Raw genomic sequence first — 16,993 nt, 5'->3', positions numbered from 1 at the left:
ATTGTATATGCAATTTAATAAAGTTAATTTGAGTTTCTGTAACGTTCATATATGAAGCCATTCTTTAAAAAAGGACGTGATTTATCATACAAATTCACGCTGTGAAAATACCAAAGAATATTGAAAGTCATTTGTTTAAGAAACTTAGTAACTTGGTTTCAAACGGGAAGAAAGAGCGAATGAAGCGATTATTAAATTCATGCGACATTAATAGGACCCTGATAGGGGATTTACTAATCCGATCTCTAATCTGCCAAAAGTATAAAATTAATAATGAAGAAATTAGATTTATATATAATGAGTATGGAAAACCTTTTGTTGAAAACTTTTCTGACTTTCATTTTAATGTGTCTCATTCAGGAGAATGGGTGGTTTGTACTACTGCTAATTTTAATGTGGGTATTGATATAGAAAAAGTTTCAGAAATAGAGGCTTTTAAATTAGCAAAAGAATTTTTTTCAGCGGAAGAATTTTATGATATATCTAATATGAATTCTGATGAACAAATTAATTATTTTTATGATTTATGGACATTAAAAGAAAGCTATATAAAAACGATTGGAAAAGGGCTTTATACCCCATTAAATTCATTCTCTATAAAAAAAGAATCACGAACTTCAATTTCATACAAGCATATACCTAAAAACTTTTACTTTAAACAATATAACATTGATCCAAATTATAAGTTATCTGCTTGTGCAACAAGAGATGAATTTCCTCAAGAGATAATAATTAAAGACATTTATACAATTTGCCAAACTATATACAAATTTGAAAGTAAGGAGAAAATCAATGCAGAAGACTAAACTTTTTTGCTTTCCACATGCTGGGGGATCTGCGTTTAGTTACGCAAAATGGAAAAATCACTTTAATCCATATATTGAGGTAGTCCCGGTAGAGTTAGCTGGTAGAGGATATAGAATTGAAGAAAACTTGTACCAAAGTATGGAAGAGGCAGTAAATGATGTCTACAATAAAATAGTTATGCAGATAGATGATTCGCCCTACATTCTATTCGGGCATAGCATGGGAAGTTTGATCGCCTATGAAGTAGCCAGAAAAATAAAAGATTCTAAAAACGTATCGCCTGAATTTCTTGTTTTGTCCGGTAGAAATCATCCAAATAGTAAAATAAGAAATATCCGACACAATCTTTCTAATGAGCAATTTAAAAGAGAAGTTATTGCAATGGGAGGTACACCATCTGGGGTACTGCAATCAGAAGAATTAATGGAGATCTTTCTCCCTATTCTAAGAGCAGATTTTAAAATCGTTGAGACGTATATTCATGACAAAAATACACAACCATGTGATATTGATTTTCTTATATTTAATGGGGAAAATGATGAATTTACTACATATGATCAAGTAATAAAATGGGAACGATACACAAGTAAAACGTGTACTTTTCATTCTTTTGAAGGTAATCATTTCTTTCTAAATGAAAATATTGAAGAAATAGCAAATAGTATTAAAAGAAAGTTAGATTCTAAAAGATTATCAAATAGTTTTTAGAGTTTTATAAGTATGCTCATAGCTAAAAATATTAAAGGGTTTGAAGTATACACTTCTTGTGCAGATATGCATGGCAAAAAGACAATCGAGTACATTCGGTGGTCTTTTTCTATTTTTATGGAGTTTGTGGCGAAATGCTAGACTTGCTAGATTGTGGATCTAGTAGCCGTTGAATGTGCGGGTTCAAGTCCTGTCATTCCGACCACGAGGGGGTATAATTTAAGGGTAAAACAGGGGCCTCCAGAACCTCTGATGTGGGTTCAATTCCCGCCATCCACTTATACTTGTTCATTAAAAGGTTTCACAAACAATATGTAATATGTTATGGGTACTTACATAAATTTATTGATTTTCAGTTAAAAAGTATTGTGCGATTATACACGTTATGTTACAGTAATATTACTAAGTTGTTACAATGTATCATAAATGTTTCGGTATTATTTCTTGTTATTTCCGTAATGTTACAAAAACTATAAATATTGTTATGTGTATAGGAGTGTGTGTAGTAAAAAGTCTGAGTTGAAAGTACGTGCACACTTTAAATTTCCTTTTTGTCTGAATGAAGAAGACTACCAACTAATTAAGGGCTTTAAAGTAACCACTTTAAATAAAATGTGCTTCCTTTCCCACACACAATTGAGTACATATTTAAAGTACAGTCTAATTGCTACACAGACTCTTGTACATATAAACATTAAGGCGAAATAGAGATAAGAATTCATTACATAAAAAGCATTACCAAGCTAAACGTACAAAATATCATCTGTGCATTTTGATGAAATGTTAAAATGCCTAGATGATATTTTTTTGAAGAATTCTTGGATATGTTTATGAATAACAATTCCTAATACTTAATGATTCTCTACTACTAAAACATCCGATAATTTATGTAATTAGATTTATAGGGTGTATGTACATTCACTTATATAGGGAAAATGAGGTTTTTCATATGAAGTATAGTTATAAAGTGTTTATATTTATTTGGACAATTATTTTATTGTTTTTTCTACTTTATTTTGGTTACAGTGAAATTTCCGAAAACGAGCAAATGCCAGTCATAACAATCAAACAATAAAAATAAGAAATACTACAAAAGCAAAACATAATAAAAATAGATACCCGAAAATGTTTAAGAACAGGAACAATTACATGCATAAACAACCTTACGATTTCCATGCATACCCCACGTCATTTGGGCAATAGGGGAAAAGTATTATTATTTGGCGTGCGCAATCTTCCATCACTAGTAGAAACGGAAAGTTCCGTATACCTGCTGAAGGAGGAAGATGTCTACCTGCCAGGGGGCGGATCTATTCAGCATCTAGAAATCTTGGAATTAAAAGTGTAGAAAACAAATAGTGAAAAGGGAACATATCTTGTGATTCCTTTTTTATTCTTGTAGATAAGTCTGGGGAGAAAACGGGGATTTCTGCACGCAACATAGATCTCATCGGTATACTAATTGTGTTTTACGTATAGCTGGGAGTTGGTGTGATGGTATTTGCAATGGATGTGAGATTCCGTCATTCTTTTCATGAAATTGAATCATTAGACATTCCAAATATATTGTTTCCGAGTCAGTGCAGGAAATTGTATCAAGTGATTGGAATCGGCATTCAAGAAGAATTCCGCAATCCCTATGTCATTATAAAAGAGCAACATGGTTCCGTTACATTCCGATTACCAGAAGAATTATCAACATGGGTGCAGAACAAATTATTACTTGTTAAAGGGGGCCAGTTTGTTTCCATACTGCATTTCAGTTAGCCATGCGAAGTTTTGTGCCATTTTTTGATCTCGGATATAAAAAGAATAGTCTGTCAGGTTAGGTGAGGAGATGCCACCTCTGACTTTCACATCATACGTAGGATGTGGTGTAACTTGAATCAATTCAGATTTATGATTCTGAATAAACATTCTAACCTTTTCAAACTTGTTAATTACGGGCTGTATCTCCATTTTAAACCGATCATAGGGATATGTTTTATTTTTATTGTAATACCTATCCAGTTCAATCAACTCTGACACTGCTGTATCAAATTCACTCTTTACTTCAGGATTTACTTTTTGCAACCATTCTTTTGCATAAGAGCGGAATGAAGATCTATAAAACAAATTCATATCAAAACCAGCTAATGTGAGTGGCTTTCCTTTTTCTTTTTGTTCTTTCATATAGGTAAATAATTGTTCAAGTTCCTCAGTTTTCCATACAGAGTATAAGGATTGTTTCATCGCTTCTGTAGCGGTTGAGTTATCAAAATTTTGCTGAACAGCTGCTGCTTCCCAAAGCCCTGTTTCAAATGCAATCACATTATATTCCAGGTGTAACAGCTTGAGAGGAAGTGCTGGAAGACGGGATCCCTAAGAAAGCAAAAAAACTAGGTGTGAAATAATCAGTTATTTGTGATGGTGGATTCTCCTAGGTGGAGGGTTCGCCGTTTTTTATTATATGTTATGTTGTGGTTTTTATATAAAGCATATTGAAAAGATGGATTAAATCTTCTGGAATGATGTCTCCATAATTAATAACTTGTACAATAACCTTTCAATTATCACTAAATCCATTCATATCAACAAGTTGTCCCATATATCCCTTTGTAGCAATATCTTTTAAAGTACGCTAAAAAATACCCTTTATTTTATCTTTATCTTATCTTTACCTTATCTTTAAATTTTTATATTAAACTTAAAACCTTAAAGTATTGATGTTTGAGTCTAAAAAGGGCGGGAGATAGATGTTCATTACATAGTTTGTAAATAACCAATTACCTTTGAAAAATTTAATTTTTTATACGAGGAGGAATATATGAAGGATACAAGTAAAAAACAAATTATAAAAGTGTTCCTTATTAGTATTTTAGGCTTAGTAATAATACTTGGAATGCTATATTTTAATCATAAAACCAATATTCAACAAAATAAAGCGCAAGCCACCGAAAAACGTGTATTGCAATATGAGTCTACCTTAAAAAAAGAATTAGAAAAATATAATTTAGGAGAGAAAACACCAATTTTATTAGGAATTATGTATCAAGAGAGTAGAGGTGAGGGAAACGATCCTATGCAGTCATCTGAATCACTTGGATTAAAGCCAAATGAAATTCAAGAGACAAGCTTGAGCATTGAACAAGGGGTAAAACACTTTGCTAAAATGTACAAATATGGAACGGACAAGGATGTTAGCATGGATACAATTATTCAAAGCTATAATATGGGGCCAGGTTATATTGATTTTGTTGCTAGTCAAGAAGTTAAACAACACTCGGAGGATTCAGCCAAAAAGTTTTCTAAGATGAAAGTTGATCAAAATCCAGCGATGTATACTTGTGGTGGAAATAAAAATAATTTTAGGTATCCATATTGTTATGGTGATTTCACATATGCCACAAAGGTAAATGAAAAAACAAAACTTATTGAAGAACTTCTTCGAAATGTACATAGCTCTTCTAAATAAGTTGCAGAATAAAATATAATGATACCGTCAGTTAATAATAATAATAGCTAAGAAAAAACTACTTCCTTTCTTAATTCACATAATTTTCAAAAATAAATCCTGTGGATGTTAATATTTGTTATATAATATATTTGTCAAAGCATTACCCCTAAAGTTTCTACAGTCAATCTGTAAGATAGTTTGTTTGGCTCGTATATTCACCTTAAAACAAAAAGAACTTGTAGAGAGTCCTACAAGTTCTTTTTGTTTTAAGGGTTAAATGTGGATTTAAAATATAGTTGCAATTTTTTGAGGGGGAAAAGTAAATGTTTATAAAAACAGAAAGATTATTAATACGGAAATTTGAGTTCAAAGATTGGCAAGCTGTTCATGAGTATACATCAGATATCAATGTTATGAAATACATACCTGAAGGGGTTTTTACTGAAGAAAATACAAGAAACTTTGTGAATGAAAACATTGGTGAAAACGCTAAGAACTTTCCTGTAGTATTAATTCATAAAGATATTCTGATTGGTCATATAGTTTTTCATAAATATTTTGGTGAGCATACATATGAGATTGGTTGGGTGTTCAATCCTAAATATTTCAATAAAGGATATGCTTCTGAAGCAGCACAAGCTACATTGGAATATGGCTTTAAGGAAATGAAATTACATAGGATTATAGCTACATGTCAGCCACAAAATACCCCATCATATCGAGTAATGGAGAAGATTGGAATGAGAAGAGAAGGCTATTTCAGGAAGTGTATACCACATGGGAATGAATGGTGGGATGAATATTATTACGCTATTTTAGAAGAAGAGTAGTGTTTCAGAATGCATTATTTAAATTGACACTCTTATTCCTAAATAGGCAAGTTGACTATCTTTATTGGGGATTCTTGCTACTAAAGGCGAAGTTTATTTCCGGTATCGCTGACGTGCAAAACTTTGTATAATCTGATCTTATCTCTAAATCACAACTGTTACCCCATCACCATCAAGTTAAAGTTTCGTTTTATTTTGCTAACTTGATGGTGATGTGACGTAACCTTAATTATTTAAAAATTTTAAAAAGGCCCATTAGTCATGTTAAAGGGACCTTGATCACGCAAATGATCTGTAAACCAATTCATTTTTGATATACAGATCATTTGTATAATAATTTTTATAAATAATTGCTAAATAGTGAATTTACATAAATGCTTTTAGTAGTTCTTGAATTAATGGGATTGCTCCACCTATAAATTTTAAAACTGCCATTGCGATTTCCATATTATTCTCTCCTCTTTTTCGTATTAAGATGTAATAAATCTTTATAACCTTATTATAGTAAGCGCTTACAATTATAACAATACATTTTCGTATGCAATATTGCATATTTATACATTAGATCTCTATTATTCATTTTTTAATGGTACTATAGCGAGGTGAGAGTCTTTAAGGGTTCTGCTTAATAGGAGGAAATATGGAAAGAGTGCAAGCGATTTACAGTAATCAAAAATTTAAGAGTTGGGTAAAACAGGTATTAGCTGTAGGAGGAGTAATAGGGTGCTGTTATTTGGTGTTATATGTTTTCTGTTTCTTAGTTATCATGTAAATAGTATACAACTAAACTAGTAGAGTCTTGCCTAGAAAGGTAAGGCTCTTTTATTGTAGTACCTGGAGATGAGCAAACTACATACAATATCTCTCAGGTTTTTCAGATCACTTTGTACGGTTTCTTGTTTAGAACACTAATTCCTATCATTGAAAACAGAATTCTATGGATAAAAAATATGTTTTTACTAGATACATATTAAAAAGACAAGCATAAATTATATTAGATTTTGACAAAGTCTTTTTGATTTCGAAAAGGATTTAAATCTTACTTATAGATTTGATTCCTTTTTATATAATATAATCCTTATATTGATACGTAAATATAATACAGTAATAATGATTTAAAAGCAAGAATTTTAGTAGCGGTACGTTCACACATCCATCAACTTAAGATTTTAAAGTAGCTCTTAAACAAAAAAAATTCTTTTTTTAATTGATTAATAGTAAACAAGAAAGATTGGCAAATTAACAAATAAAGAGATTTATTCAGGTAAAATCTATCAAAAGGTCCTTTACAAAATTTATACATAATTCAATTGCAAAATAATGTAAAAATTATGCATTTTTGTGAAAGAAATTCATTGACACTTGTGTATATAAGTAACTATACTCGTTACATTAAATTGAATGCGTGATAATACGATTTTATTATTATTACAAACATGTAAATATAAAAATAGAAAATTTCAATTTGATAAATACAATGGTAGAGGTGTTTATTTTAATGAAGCATAAATTAATTGCAACAGGTATCCTTGCAGGAGTTATATTATCCTATTCTTCTAATATTTTAGCAGATACTCATAAATTCCCTGATGTTCCTACATGGGCTGATAAATCCGTTAACTATTTAGTTGATAAACAGGTATTAAATGGTTATCCAGATGGAACTTTTGGTTCAAATGATTCCTTAGACAGAGCTTCGGCTACAAAGATTATGACAAAAGTTTTAGGGATACAAATTGACCCTAATGCAAAACCATCTTTTACAGATTCACAAAATCACTGGGCTACTCCTTATATTGCTGCTGCTGAAAAAGCTGGGATTGTTAAAGGTGAAGGTAATGGAATCTTCAATCCATCCGGAAAAGTAACTCGCGCTGCTATGGCTACGATGCTAGTAAATGCATATAAACTACAAAGCACACCAAATCATAATGATCAGGTTAGATTTGAAGATTTAAAAGGTCATTGGGGAGAAAAATATGCCAATATTTTAATAGATTTAAAAATCTCTAATGGTACCGAGAACGGTTGGCAACCAAATAGATTTATAACACGTGCTGAAGCTGCTCAACTTACTGCAAAAACAGATATGTTACAACAAAATTTAAACGATGAAAAAGAGATTACTACTGCTACCTCATATGAAGATTTAAATTTAACAGTGGCTTCGAAAATTACAGCTCAAGAGATTGATAGTTTTATTGCAAAATATCATTCAGATAGTCCCTTAGTTGGACATGGACAAGATTTTATCAATGCGCAAAATCAATATGGCGTGAGTGCTCATTATTTAGCGGCGCATGCGATTTTAGAATCTGGATACGGAAAATCAGAAATTGCATATCAAAAACATAATTTATTCGGTCTACGTGCATATGATGGAGACCCGTTTAAATATGCGAAATATTTACCAAGCTACGGCGATAGCATTGCTTATAACGCTAATTATGTACGAGAAAGATATTTAGAAGAAAGTGGTATGTATTATAACGGGTCAACATTAACTGGCATGAACGTGAAATATGCATCAGATAAAGGCTGGGCTAAGAAAATTGCGGGTATTATGGAACGTATTAAACCGTTTCGTGTAGAAGACTATACATATGCAAAAAAATTACCAAAGAATCCTGAAACATTAGATGTCGACGCGTTATCTAATGAAATTCCATATAAAATGTATGCAGGCGGTTCAAGCTCAAATGTTGTATTATCAGCTACTTACTATCAGGTACCTTATCCATTTAAATTAAAAATTAAAAGTAGACCAGATGTAGCTGTCGAGGAGAATAAAGTTGGTACAGTAACTCCTGGAACAACCATCTTTATTTATCGTGAAGATCCGAATGGATGGGTAGAATTCTCTTTTGAAGCTAATGGAGAAAAATATTGGACATTAAAAAATAAATTAAGTATGTAATTAAAAAGATCTATTTCACTAGTTTTAAAAGTATGGGATTGGACAATTGATTCTCTAGATTGGAAATACAATAAATTACCCGTTGATGTAGCAGCTGCAAAGATTATTCAAAATGTCTTAGCAGGTGCGACATCCGCATACTTTTTCGGGAAAATGTTGCGCAAAGTAGGTTCATTTTCAACACTATCTCCTGGTTCACCGTAATCTTCAATGATGTAATATTCCTTATCTTTAATGTATATATTGAATATACAAATATATTGTGTTATGATGTGAATTAGAAACTCGCGTGTTTCAAATACAACATTTTTATCTTTTTGATGACCTCTTATCTTTCCGTAAGAGGTCCTTTTTTATCCCTCCGTATTGCATAGCCGCTAAAATACTATGAAAAGATACTAGAGACTACTACAATGTGATATTCTCTAGTATTTTTTCTTTATCCATATTATCTATTGTTGGGTAATTGATGAATTATTAATTTTTGTATAATTTTCACAAAATAACTTTGAACCATTATTTATTTCAATATAAAATAATAAAGGTATATATATGAATAGGTATGTCCTTTTTATGTGATGATAATGCGAATTGAAGCGTAATACTGAAACGGTAAACGAGAAGAATCAGGGCCGAAACAGATAGTAAGGAGCAGACAATACTTATAATGAAAACGTTCATAATGGACTGTCTATGGATGGAGAAAAAATACGAAAAGATAAAAGGGGCAAATGAATATGAACAGAGCCTTTAAAGGTACCGTATTAGCAGGGATAAGTGTGGGTTTCTTGCTAGCTGGTTGTACAATAGAAACATATGTCCTAACGCAGTCCAGAATATAAGCAAGTAGATTAAGTATTCTAAGCAGATAAATGAAGACTATAGCGATGAAGAAATTGAAAGACAACTAAGAGGTATAGCATCCTGACTTTCTAAATAACATGAGTGTTTCTATAGAATGAATCCTTAGGAGGGCTATTGTGGAACCTTTAATCAATGCTATTTTATACTTTGTATTTTTATTTGGAGCACTGTTTCTTATACTGGGTACTGCATTGGTTTTATTAATCGTGGCTGCATTACCAGTAATCTGGAAGAAAAATCTATCATTCCTAATGATTAGCTTAGGTATAAATATACTTGTCATTCCATTGTCTTTTTTTATTGGCGGGATGGCAACAGATTCCCCTGGTAGTACGATGCACGATTTTTGGGAAGTATTTTTGTTTATTCAGATATTTCCGTTTCCCCTAGTACTGCTATCTTTAGTTTGGTGGCTTGTGCGTCGAAAAAAAGAAAAAGTTCATGTGTAGCGTTTTTAATGCAAATAAGCTGTCCGTTTGGGCAGCTTATTATATTTATTACTAAGCGTGATTATTTCCAAAATGAATGCAATACCACTATACAGTTAAATTGAAGGTGAACCATATTGAAATCTTATCAAACTTTAGCCCACTTGTATGCATTAGGACTAGGCTGCGGACTTTGGAATAGAGAGGAGGTTATTTCATGGTGCGATAGGTTGATTGAAGCAAATGATCACCCGCCATATGAAATTATGGAGATATCTTTAATGTCTAAAGCAAAGCTGATATATATAGAATCGGCTTTACTGTCATATAGCCGCATAGTTGATGAAAACCCCTCGGTAAACATCCTTCTTTCAGTCTTAAATGAAAAGTTAGTAGCTCAGAAATGGAATATTAAACAAGCTATTACTTGCTCTACTCGATTACTAGTAAATAGAGGCCTGTATTGGGAAGAAGAATATTTTGATTTATACAGCCTTAATGATAGCTATGACTTAGCACAGGAAGGTATCCATTTTAATGAAAAAGATGTGATTTCTGCTTATATCGATACATTAGGTGTTTTTCGCGTCCATTTTAACGAGTTTGAAGATCTCTATTTACAAGTCATGAAACAGAAGTGGCAAGGGTAGAAGGCAGGAAAAAGAATCATTGAATCGTAAGAGTTACTTCCTGTATTTATCACCAAATTTATCTAGCCAAGACAAAGCTGTCTTCGTGTTGATGAATTTTTGTCTCTTAATAACTTAATGCTATCGTTTTTATTTTTTCCGACAGCAAGCTAAGTTAGCATGTTTAATGCATAATGAGACGCCTGTAAATGAGCATTACTATTTAAATTTTTACCAGAGAGTAATTTAGTTAATTAGTAGAAAAAGGAAGGGGCCTATTTGGCTCCTTCCTTTTTCTCATACATACATAACGCTTGTTGACAACTTATGAAATAATAGCATTCATCGCTATTAAAATATAACATTAAAAGCAATTAATTAGATATGTAATTTTGCATATATTGTACTATTTCATGAATAGGAACAAAACTATTTATCTCTTTCTGTATGGAGACAAATAGATTTAGGTTTACTTAAGTTAAGAAGATCTGATCATTGATTACTGGTTAAACCATATTTCTACGTATTTGAAAAAAATTATATTTGATGACGGATCTATTGTCTTTAAGACGGGAGATAAAGTAACAGAAGAAAAAATTAAGAGATTATATTGGGCAGCCAAGGAAGTAAAAGCACAATATCACCGTGTAATTGGAAATGATAAAGCACTAGAACCGGGTAATGCTGATGATGTACTAACAATAGTAATTTATAATAATCCAGATGAATATCAATTAAATAGACAATTATATGGATATGAAACAAACAACGGTGGAATTTATATTGAAGAGAAGGGGACTTTCTTTACATATGAGCGTACGCCAAAGCAGAGTATTTATAGTTTAGAAGAGTTGTTCCGTCATGAATTCACTCATTATTTACAAGGAAGATATGAGGTTCCTGGTTTATTTGGAAGCGGAGAAATGTATCAAAATGAACGGTTAACTTGGTTCCAAGAAGGGAATGCAGAATTTTTTGCAGGATCTACACGTACAAACAATGTTGTTCCACGTAAAAGTATAATAAGTGGCTTATCATCTGATCCAGCAAGCCGTTAACTTTGTTCGCCAAATATGGATCTTGGGACTTTTATAAGTATTCCTTTGCACTACAGTCTTATTTGTATAATCATCAATTTGATACATTTGATAAGCTTCAAGATTTAATCCGTGCAAACGATGTGAAAAATTATGATGCGTATCGTGAATTATTAAGCAAAAATACACAATTGAATACACAATTGAATGCAGAATATCAAGCATATATGCAGCAGTTGACTGATAATCAAGATAAATATAATGTACCTCAAGTAACAAATGATTATTTAATTCAACACGCACCAAAGCCGTTAGCTGAAGTGAAAAACGAAATTGTAGATGTAGCAAATATAAAAGATGCAAAAATTACAAAACATGAGTCGCAATTCTTTAACACATTTAGCGTGGAAGGCACGTACGTTGGTGGGATATCAAAAGGTGAGTCTGAAGATTGGAAAACGATGAGTAAACAAGTAAATCAAACTTTAGAGCAGTTATCCCAAAAAGGGTGGAGCGGTTATAAAACAGTTACATCCTATTTTGTAAACTATCGTGTGAATGCAGCTAATCAATTTGAATATGATATTGTTTTCCATGGTGTTGCGACAGAGGAAAAAGAAAAAACGACTACTATAGTAAATATGAATGGACCATACAGCGGGATAGTAAATGAAGAAATTCAATTCCATAGCAATGGTACAACAAGTGAAAATGGAAAAGTTATTTCTTATCTATGGAACTTTGGGGATGGTATAACAAGTACAAAAGCGAATCCTACCCACATATATGGAGAAAAAGGAACATATACTGTGGAACTAACTGTGAAAGATAGTAGAGGAAAAGAAAGTATAGAACAGACAAAAGTTACTGTAAAACAAGATCCGCAAACAGGCGGGTCCCTTGAAGAAGAGAAGATACTCCCGTTTAATACGCTTGTAAAAGGAAATCTGGTTACTCCTGATCAAACAGATGTTTATACGTTTAATGTTACAGATCCAAAAGAAGTAGAGATTTCTGTGGTAAATGAACAAAATATTGGGATGACATGGGTACTTTATCATGAATCAGATATGCAAAATTATGTAGCTTGTGGTGAAGATGAAGGAAATACTATAAAGGGAAAATTCGTAGCGAAACCAGGGAAATATTATCTGAATGTGTATAAATTTGATGATAAAAATGGTGAATATTCACTATTAGTAAAATAAATTCATTTCCGATATGTATACGAGAGTTGTATTTTAGGAGGAGTCTGTCACGATAGGCTCCCCCTATTTTTTTATTTATAAGGATGAAACTAAGCTTCCAACCTGTGTTCCGATTGGGAGGCATACAGGTGACACTCCAGGATTTAGTACTTTTGCTGAAGTACACTTGACGGAGAACGCATGCTTGTTATCAGGTTTGAGTAATACGAAAAGCGCTAACAGTCTGGATTCTTCTTCCATTTGGTGAAAAAGAAAAAATTTCCACGGAACAATAATTTCTCAAGTAGAATATTTTGTTATGTGGAAAATAAATTAAAATGAATATTTACGTTATAGAAGAAGCGCTGTAAAATATTGTTTATATTAAGATTTTTTGTATATTTCAATAATTAATTCTATTGGCTTTCATTCCAATCAAAAAACTGTCATAAAAAAAGAGGGGGAAGACATTGTTTGCTAAAATTTGTTTGTAAAAGCTTTTAACCTGTTAAGAGCAATCCTAAGGTAGACTATTAATTTCTTTAATAATTTTTGCTTTCCTTTAGTACTTGGCATAATGCATTAAAAAGTTTAAATTTTGAAAGGAGAATTTGACATTTTATATATATAGTATTTTTTATTGTATTCCTAACCATTCAAAGAGAAGGGGATGTGATTAAGGTGAATAATACATATAATGAAAAGACGCATACATTGATTAAACAATTATTAAAAAAGTTTTCACCAAAAGTTCCTGGCTTTGCATATATGGCCAGTTTTGATAGCGGAGTAACGTATAAAGGTGCAGTTGGCTTAGCTTCTATAGAGGAAAATCTACCGATAACCACAAAGAGCGTTTTTAATATCGCCTCAGTTTCTAAACAATTTACAGCGTTTTCTATATTACTCTTAGAACAAGAGGGAAGATTGAGTTTAGATGATTCAATTGTAAAGTTTGTCCCTTCTATAGGAACATATGCTGAACCAGTAACATTGAGGCATCTAATTCATCATACTGGCGGACTAGTTGATTATATGGAATTGGCTCATGCAGAAAATATTAAATTTACTGATATATTAACTGTGGAACAATCGCTAAAACACCTTAATGGTCATCAAATTGCAAGGTTCCCTGTTGGCACAAAATTTGAGTATAGCAATACAGGATATTTTTTATTGTCATTGGTGGTAGAGAAGGTAAGCGGGAAGTCTTTACGTCAGTTTGCAAAAGAACGTATTTTTGATTCTTTAAATATGAAAGACACAACAATTGTAGATTGCTACCCAACTACTATATCAATTGCTAGGGGGTATTCAAAGAATGAACAAGGAGCATATATGGTCTATGAAAGCCCTTGGGAACATACAGGTGATGGGGCAGTTCATGCAACAGTCGAAGACCTGGTAAAGTGGGGAGAAAATTTAACTACAGGTACCGTTGGCGGAAAAGAACTTGTTAAAAGAATGAGCGAAATAGGTCCGGAAATTTCTCCAACTGGGGAAACGATTATTGACAATGAAGATTATGCTTTTGGGCTAAGGCTTGCAGAAGGTTTTAACTGTCGATACTTGGAACATTCAGGTAGCTGGGCAGGTTATCGTTCATACTTCATGCGGTTTCCAAAAGAATATTTGACTGTTGTAGTACTAAGTAACTATGATGGATTTGACTCTAAAAAATATGCTAATGAAATAGCAGGAATTATTTTAGAAAAGTAAAAAATAGGGTGTAGAAGAGTATCTGGATTTGGTTAACCACACGTTGTTTTAGGGTGTAATTGATTTTGGGAACGGAAGGCAGGCATATATTTATGCCTGCCTTTTTTGTATTAAAATGAACATAGATATTAATTTTTTTGTAAATATGGAACAATGTCATTACTTACACTGTCTATTAAGCGTTAAAACATTTTTTATTAAATAAATTACGAAAGGAATCATCATTTTTAACTAAGGGAGAAGATTGAATTGAAAAAATTATGGATGCTGCTTTTCGTTTGTTTCGCAGTTTTGTTGGTAGGATGTAATAAAAACGAACCACCAAAACAAGCATTTGAAGAATATATCAATTTATGGAATGATAGAAAATTTGCAAATATGTATGATCATTTATCAGACCATGCCAAAAAATCGATTTCTAAAAAAGAATTCACAGAAAAATATCAAAAAATCTATGAGGGGATTGGAGCTAATAATTTAAAAGTTAAAATGAAAGGAGAGAATACGAAAGATAAAGAGCTTTTTCTTTTTGAAGTTAAGATGGATACGGATGTAGGACCAGTTTCATTCATCCATGAAGCAAAACTTGTGAAAGATAAAGAGTCTTGGGAAATAGATTGGACACCAGACTTCATCTTTCCAGGTATGAAAAAAGATTACAAAGTACGTATGCAAATAGAGCAAGGAAAACGCGGAGAAATATATGATCGAAATGGAAAAGGGCTTGCAACGAATGGTAAAGCGACTGAGGTTGGAATTATTCCAGAGAAACTAGGCGAAACAGCAGCGCAAACGAAAGAAATAGTAGCACAATTACTTGATATGTCTATAGAAGAGGTCGAACAAAAGCTCACAGCGAAATGGATAAAACCAGACTCCTTTGTACCAATTGGCATTTTAAAAGAGGGAACTAGACAGAATGATTATATTGAATTAGAAGGAGTTTCATCTCACCCAGTAAATATTCGTACGTATCCATTAGGTGAAGCAGCGGCACACTTAACTGGATATATAGGAAAGGTGAATGCGGAGGAGTTAAAATCACTTCAAAAACAAGGTTATCAAGCAGATGATTTAGTAGGTAAGACTGGTTTAGAGAAAGTGTTAGAAAATAAATTGCGTGGTGAAAAGGGTGGACGCGTATTTATAGAAGATGAGAAGGGGAAAGAGATTAAAAACGTAGCAAAAAAAGAAGCAAAAGAAGGAGAAAATGTTACGTTAACAATTGATGCTGCAATTCAAGAAAAAATCTTTAATGAGATGAAAACTGAAGCAGGGTCTAGTGCAGCGGTCAATCCTAAAACAGGTGAAACAATCGCACTTGTAAGTAGCCCTGCTTATAATCCAAATATAATAGTTAGAGGAGCATCGAAAGCCCAACGAGAAGCATGGAGTAACGACTCGAAACTACCAATGACGAATCGCTTTACACAAGCATTTGTACCAGGTTCCGTATTTAAAACGATCACAGGTGCAATTGGTTTGGAAACAAACACAATAAATCCGAAGGAAGAATTTAAAATTCAAGGATTGAAGTGGACAAAAGATTCATCTTGGGGAAATTACTATGTAACGCGTGTAAAGGATGCAAGTCCAATTGATTTTGATAAGGCAATGAAGTATTCTGATAATATTTATTTTGCTCAACAAGCTTTGAAAATGGGAAAAGATCAGTATGTAAAGGAATTTAAAAAGTACGGATTTTATGAAAAATTACCAATCGAATACGAATTTCCTATTTCAATCATTGCAAAAGATAGGATAAAAAACGATATTCAACTAGCAGACACGGGCTATGGACAAGGACAAGTATTAATGACGCCACTTCATTTAGCATTAACATATGCACCGATTGTGAATGAAGGGAATATTCCGTCGCCACATCTTTTAAAAGAAGCAAAAGTAGCAGGGAATTGGAAAGAAAATGTGGTTTCTAAAAAGAATCAAGAAATATTAAAGAGTGCATTAATCAAAGTCATTAATGACCCTGATGGTGCAGGGAGAATTGCAAAGGTTGATGGTGTAACGCTTGCTGGTAAAACTGGTACAGCAGAACTGAAAGAGTCGAAAGAAGCAGACGGAAAAGAACTGGGATGGTTCGCAGCTTTCGATGCAAATGCGCCAGACATGATTGTTACAATGATGATTGAAGATGTAAAAGGAAGAGGGGGAAGTAACGTTCCAGGTGAAAAAGTAAAACATGTATTTCAGAAATAATACTTAATTATAAGGTGAATTTTTTGACTACATTTATTACATGTTTGCTTAACTCAAAGATATAAATTGGGGAAAATATAGAGCAATGAAATTTCAAAAAAGCATTCTTTCTAATCGAGAATGCTTTTTTGTTGCGACTCTAGAAAGTTAATACCTTATCTTAATTTTCATTTCTGAAAAGTTGGCATTGCTAATGATAAATAGAAGAGTATAG

12 protein-coding genes and 3 pseudogenes are annotated in these 16,993 nt (G+C 32.4%); 12 read left to right on the top strand and 3 right to left on the bottom strand.

Features of this window, described 5'->3' with window-relative positions; translation table 11 throughout:
- The first annotated feature begins 101 nt into the window (after positions 1 to 101).
- The 3 genes from ACUN13_RS11875 to ACUN13_RS11865 all read left to right on the top strand — a co-directional run bounded on the left by ACUN13_RS11875 (position 102) and on the right by ACUN13_RS11865 (position 3,282).
- A complete protein-coding gene (locus ACUN13_RS11875; RefSeq protein ID WP_002042141.1) occupies positions 102 to 806 on the top strand; it encodes a 4'-phosphopantetheinyl transferase family protein in 705 nt (234 codons plus the stop codon).
- Positions 793 to 1,515, top strand: a complete 723-nt coding sequence (locus ACUN13_RS11870; protein ID WP_001172947.1) for a thioesterase II family protein — start codon at positions 793 to 795, stop codon at positions 1,513 to 1,515. Before ACUN13_RS11875 ends, ACUN13_RS11870 begins: the two co-directional genes overlap by 14 nt.
- A 1,494-nt stretch (positions 1,516 to 3,009) precedes the next feature.
- Positions 3,010 to 3,282: a hypothetical protein gene (locus tag ACUN13_RS11865; RefSeq protein ID WP_002164541.1), complete on the top strand. Its 273-nt coding sequence runs from the start codon at positions 3,010 to 3,012 to the stop codon at positions 3,280 to 3,282.
- Here the strand turns inward: ACUN13_RS11865 and ACUN13_RS11860 are convergent.
- Entirely contained in the window at positions 3,235 to 3,825 is a 591-nt protein-coding gene (locus tag ACUN13_RS11860; protein WP_002042143.1) for an erythromycin esterase family protein, read from the bottom strand. The genes ACUN13_RS11865 and ACUN13_RS11860 overlap by 48 nt on opposite strands.
- 496 nt (positions 3,826 to 4,321) lie before the next feature.
- On the opposite strand from ACUN13_RS11860, the gene ACUN13_RS11855 reads away from it, so the two are divergent.
- Both ACUN13_RS11855 and ACUN13_RS11850 read left to right on the top strand, forming a co-directional pair.
- The gene (locus ACUN13_RS11855; protein WP_000655735.1) at positions 4,322 to 4,969 is read left to right on the top strand and encodes a lysozyme family protein; all 648 of its coding nucleotides are present in this window, start codon (positions 4,322 to 4,324) and stop codon (positions 4,967 to 4,969) included.
- Positions 4,970 to 5,274: 305 nt separating this feature from the next.
- A complete protein-coding gene (locus ACUN13_RS11850) occupies positions 5,275 to 5,781 on the top strand; it encodes a GNAT family N-acetyltransferase (protein WP_000470150.1) in 507 nt (168 codons plus the stop codon).
- A 366-nt stretch (positions 5,782 to 6,147) separates the two neighbouring features.
- Here the strand turns inward: ACUN13_RS11850 and ACUN13_RS11845 are convergent, their stop codons facing one another.
- Complete coding sequence (locus tag ACUN13_RS11845; protein ID WP_001987408.1) at positions 6,148 to 6,333, bottom strand: hypothetical protein; 186 nt, start codon at positions 6,331 to 6,333, stop codon at positions 6,148 to 6,150.
- 946 nt (positions 6,334 to 7,279) lie between these two features.
- Here ACUN13_RS11845 and ACUN13_RS11840 point away from each other — a divergent pair.
- Positions 7,280 to 8,698, top strand: a complete 1,419-nt coding sequence (locus ACUN13_RS11840; protein WP_445423787.1) for an S-layer homology domain-containing protein — start codon at positions 7,280 to 7,282, stop codon at positions 8,696 to 8,698.
- 24 nt (positions 8,699 to 8,722) lie between these two features.
- A pseudogene (locus tag ACUN13_RS11835) lies at positions 8,723 to 8,836 on the top strand (polysaccharide deacetylase); the annotation flags it as partial.
- Here ACUN13_RS11835 and ACUN13_RS11830 read toward each other — a convergent pair.
- Positions 8,824 to 8,931, bottom strand: a pseudogene (locus ACUN13_RS11830) (peptidase M56); the annotation flags it as partial. The pseudogenes ACUN13_RS11835 and ACUN13_RS11830 overlap by 13 nt on opposite strands.
- Before the next feature lie 747 nt (positions 8,932 to 9,678).
- Between ACUN13_RS11830 and ACUN13_RS11825 the strand changes: the two are divergent.
- From ACUN13_RS11825 to ACUN13_RS11805, 5 genes and pseudogenes are all read left to right on the top strand, one after another.
- Complete coding sequence (locus tag ACUN13_RS11825; RefSeq protein ID WP_000433525.1) at positions 9,679 to 10,011, top strand: hypothetical protein; 333 nt, start codon at positions 9,679 to 9,681, stop codon at positions 10,009 to 10,011.
- Positions 10,012 to 10,127: 116 nt separating this feature from the next.
- Positions 10,128 to 10,640, top strand: a complete 513-nt coding sequence (locus tag ACUN13_RS11820) for a hypothetical protein (protein ID WP_000844534.1) — start codon at positions 10,128 to 10,130, stop codon at positions 10,638 to 10,640.
- A gap of 509 nt (positions 10,641 to 11,149) precedes the next feature.
- Positions 11,150 to 12,864: pseudogene (colA, locus tag ACUN13_RS11815) on the top strand (collagenase ColA); the annotation flags it as partial.
- A 660-nt stretch (positions 12,865 to 13,524) separates the two neighbouring features.
- Positions 13,525 to 14,562: a serine hydrolase domain-containing protein gene (locus ACUN13_RS11810; protein ID WP_100651621.1), complete on the top strand. Its 1,038-nt coding sequence runs from the start codon at positions 13,525 to 13,527 to the stop codon at positions 14,560 to 14,562.
- Between the two features lie 249 nt (positions 14,563 to 14,811).
- Positions 14,812 to 16,779 carry a penicillin-binding transpeptidase domain-containing protein gene (locus tag ACUN13_RS11805; RefSeq protein WP_088344623.1) on the top strand — a complete coding sequence of 656 codons (1,968 nt, stop codon included), beginning with the start codon at positions 14,812 to 14,814 and terminating at the stop codon, positions 16,777 to 16,779.
- The last annotated feature ends 214 nt before the right edge of the window (positions 16,780 to 16,993 follow it).

It is taken from the genome of Bacillus cereus group sp. Bce041 (genome assembly GCF_052646455.1).
The sequence above is the reverse complement of the archived record's forward strand: the minus strand, read 5'-3'. Positions and strand labels throughout refer to the sequence as shown.

Bases quoted from the DNA above. Each gene is read 5' to 3' on its own strand.
- ACUN13_RS11865 (WP_002164541.1), top strand. From the start codon at position 3,010: ATGGTATTTGCAATGGATGTGAGATTCCGTCATTCTTTTCATGAAATT.
- ACUN13_RS11855 (WP_000655735.1), top strand. From the start codon at position 4,322: ATGAAGGATACAAGTAAAAAACAAATTATAAAAGTGTTCCTTATTAGT.
- ACUN13_RS11845 (WP_001987408.1), bottom strand. From the start codon at position 6,333: ATGCAATATTGCATACGAAAATGTATTGTTATAATTGTAAGCGCTTAC.
- ACUN13_RS11870 (WP_001172947.1), top strand. From the start codon at position 793: ATGCAGAAGACTAAACTTTTTTGCTTTCCACATGCTGGGGGATCTGCG.
- ACUN13_RS11850 (WP_000470150.1), top strand. From the start codon at position 5,275: ATGTTTATAAAAACAGAAAGATTATTAATACGGAAATTTGAGTTCAAA.
- ACUN13_RS11840 (WP_445423787.1), top strand. From the start codon at position 7,280: ATGAAGCATAAATTAATTGCAACAGGTATCCTTGCAGGAGTTATATTA.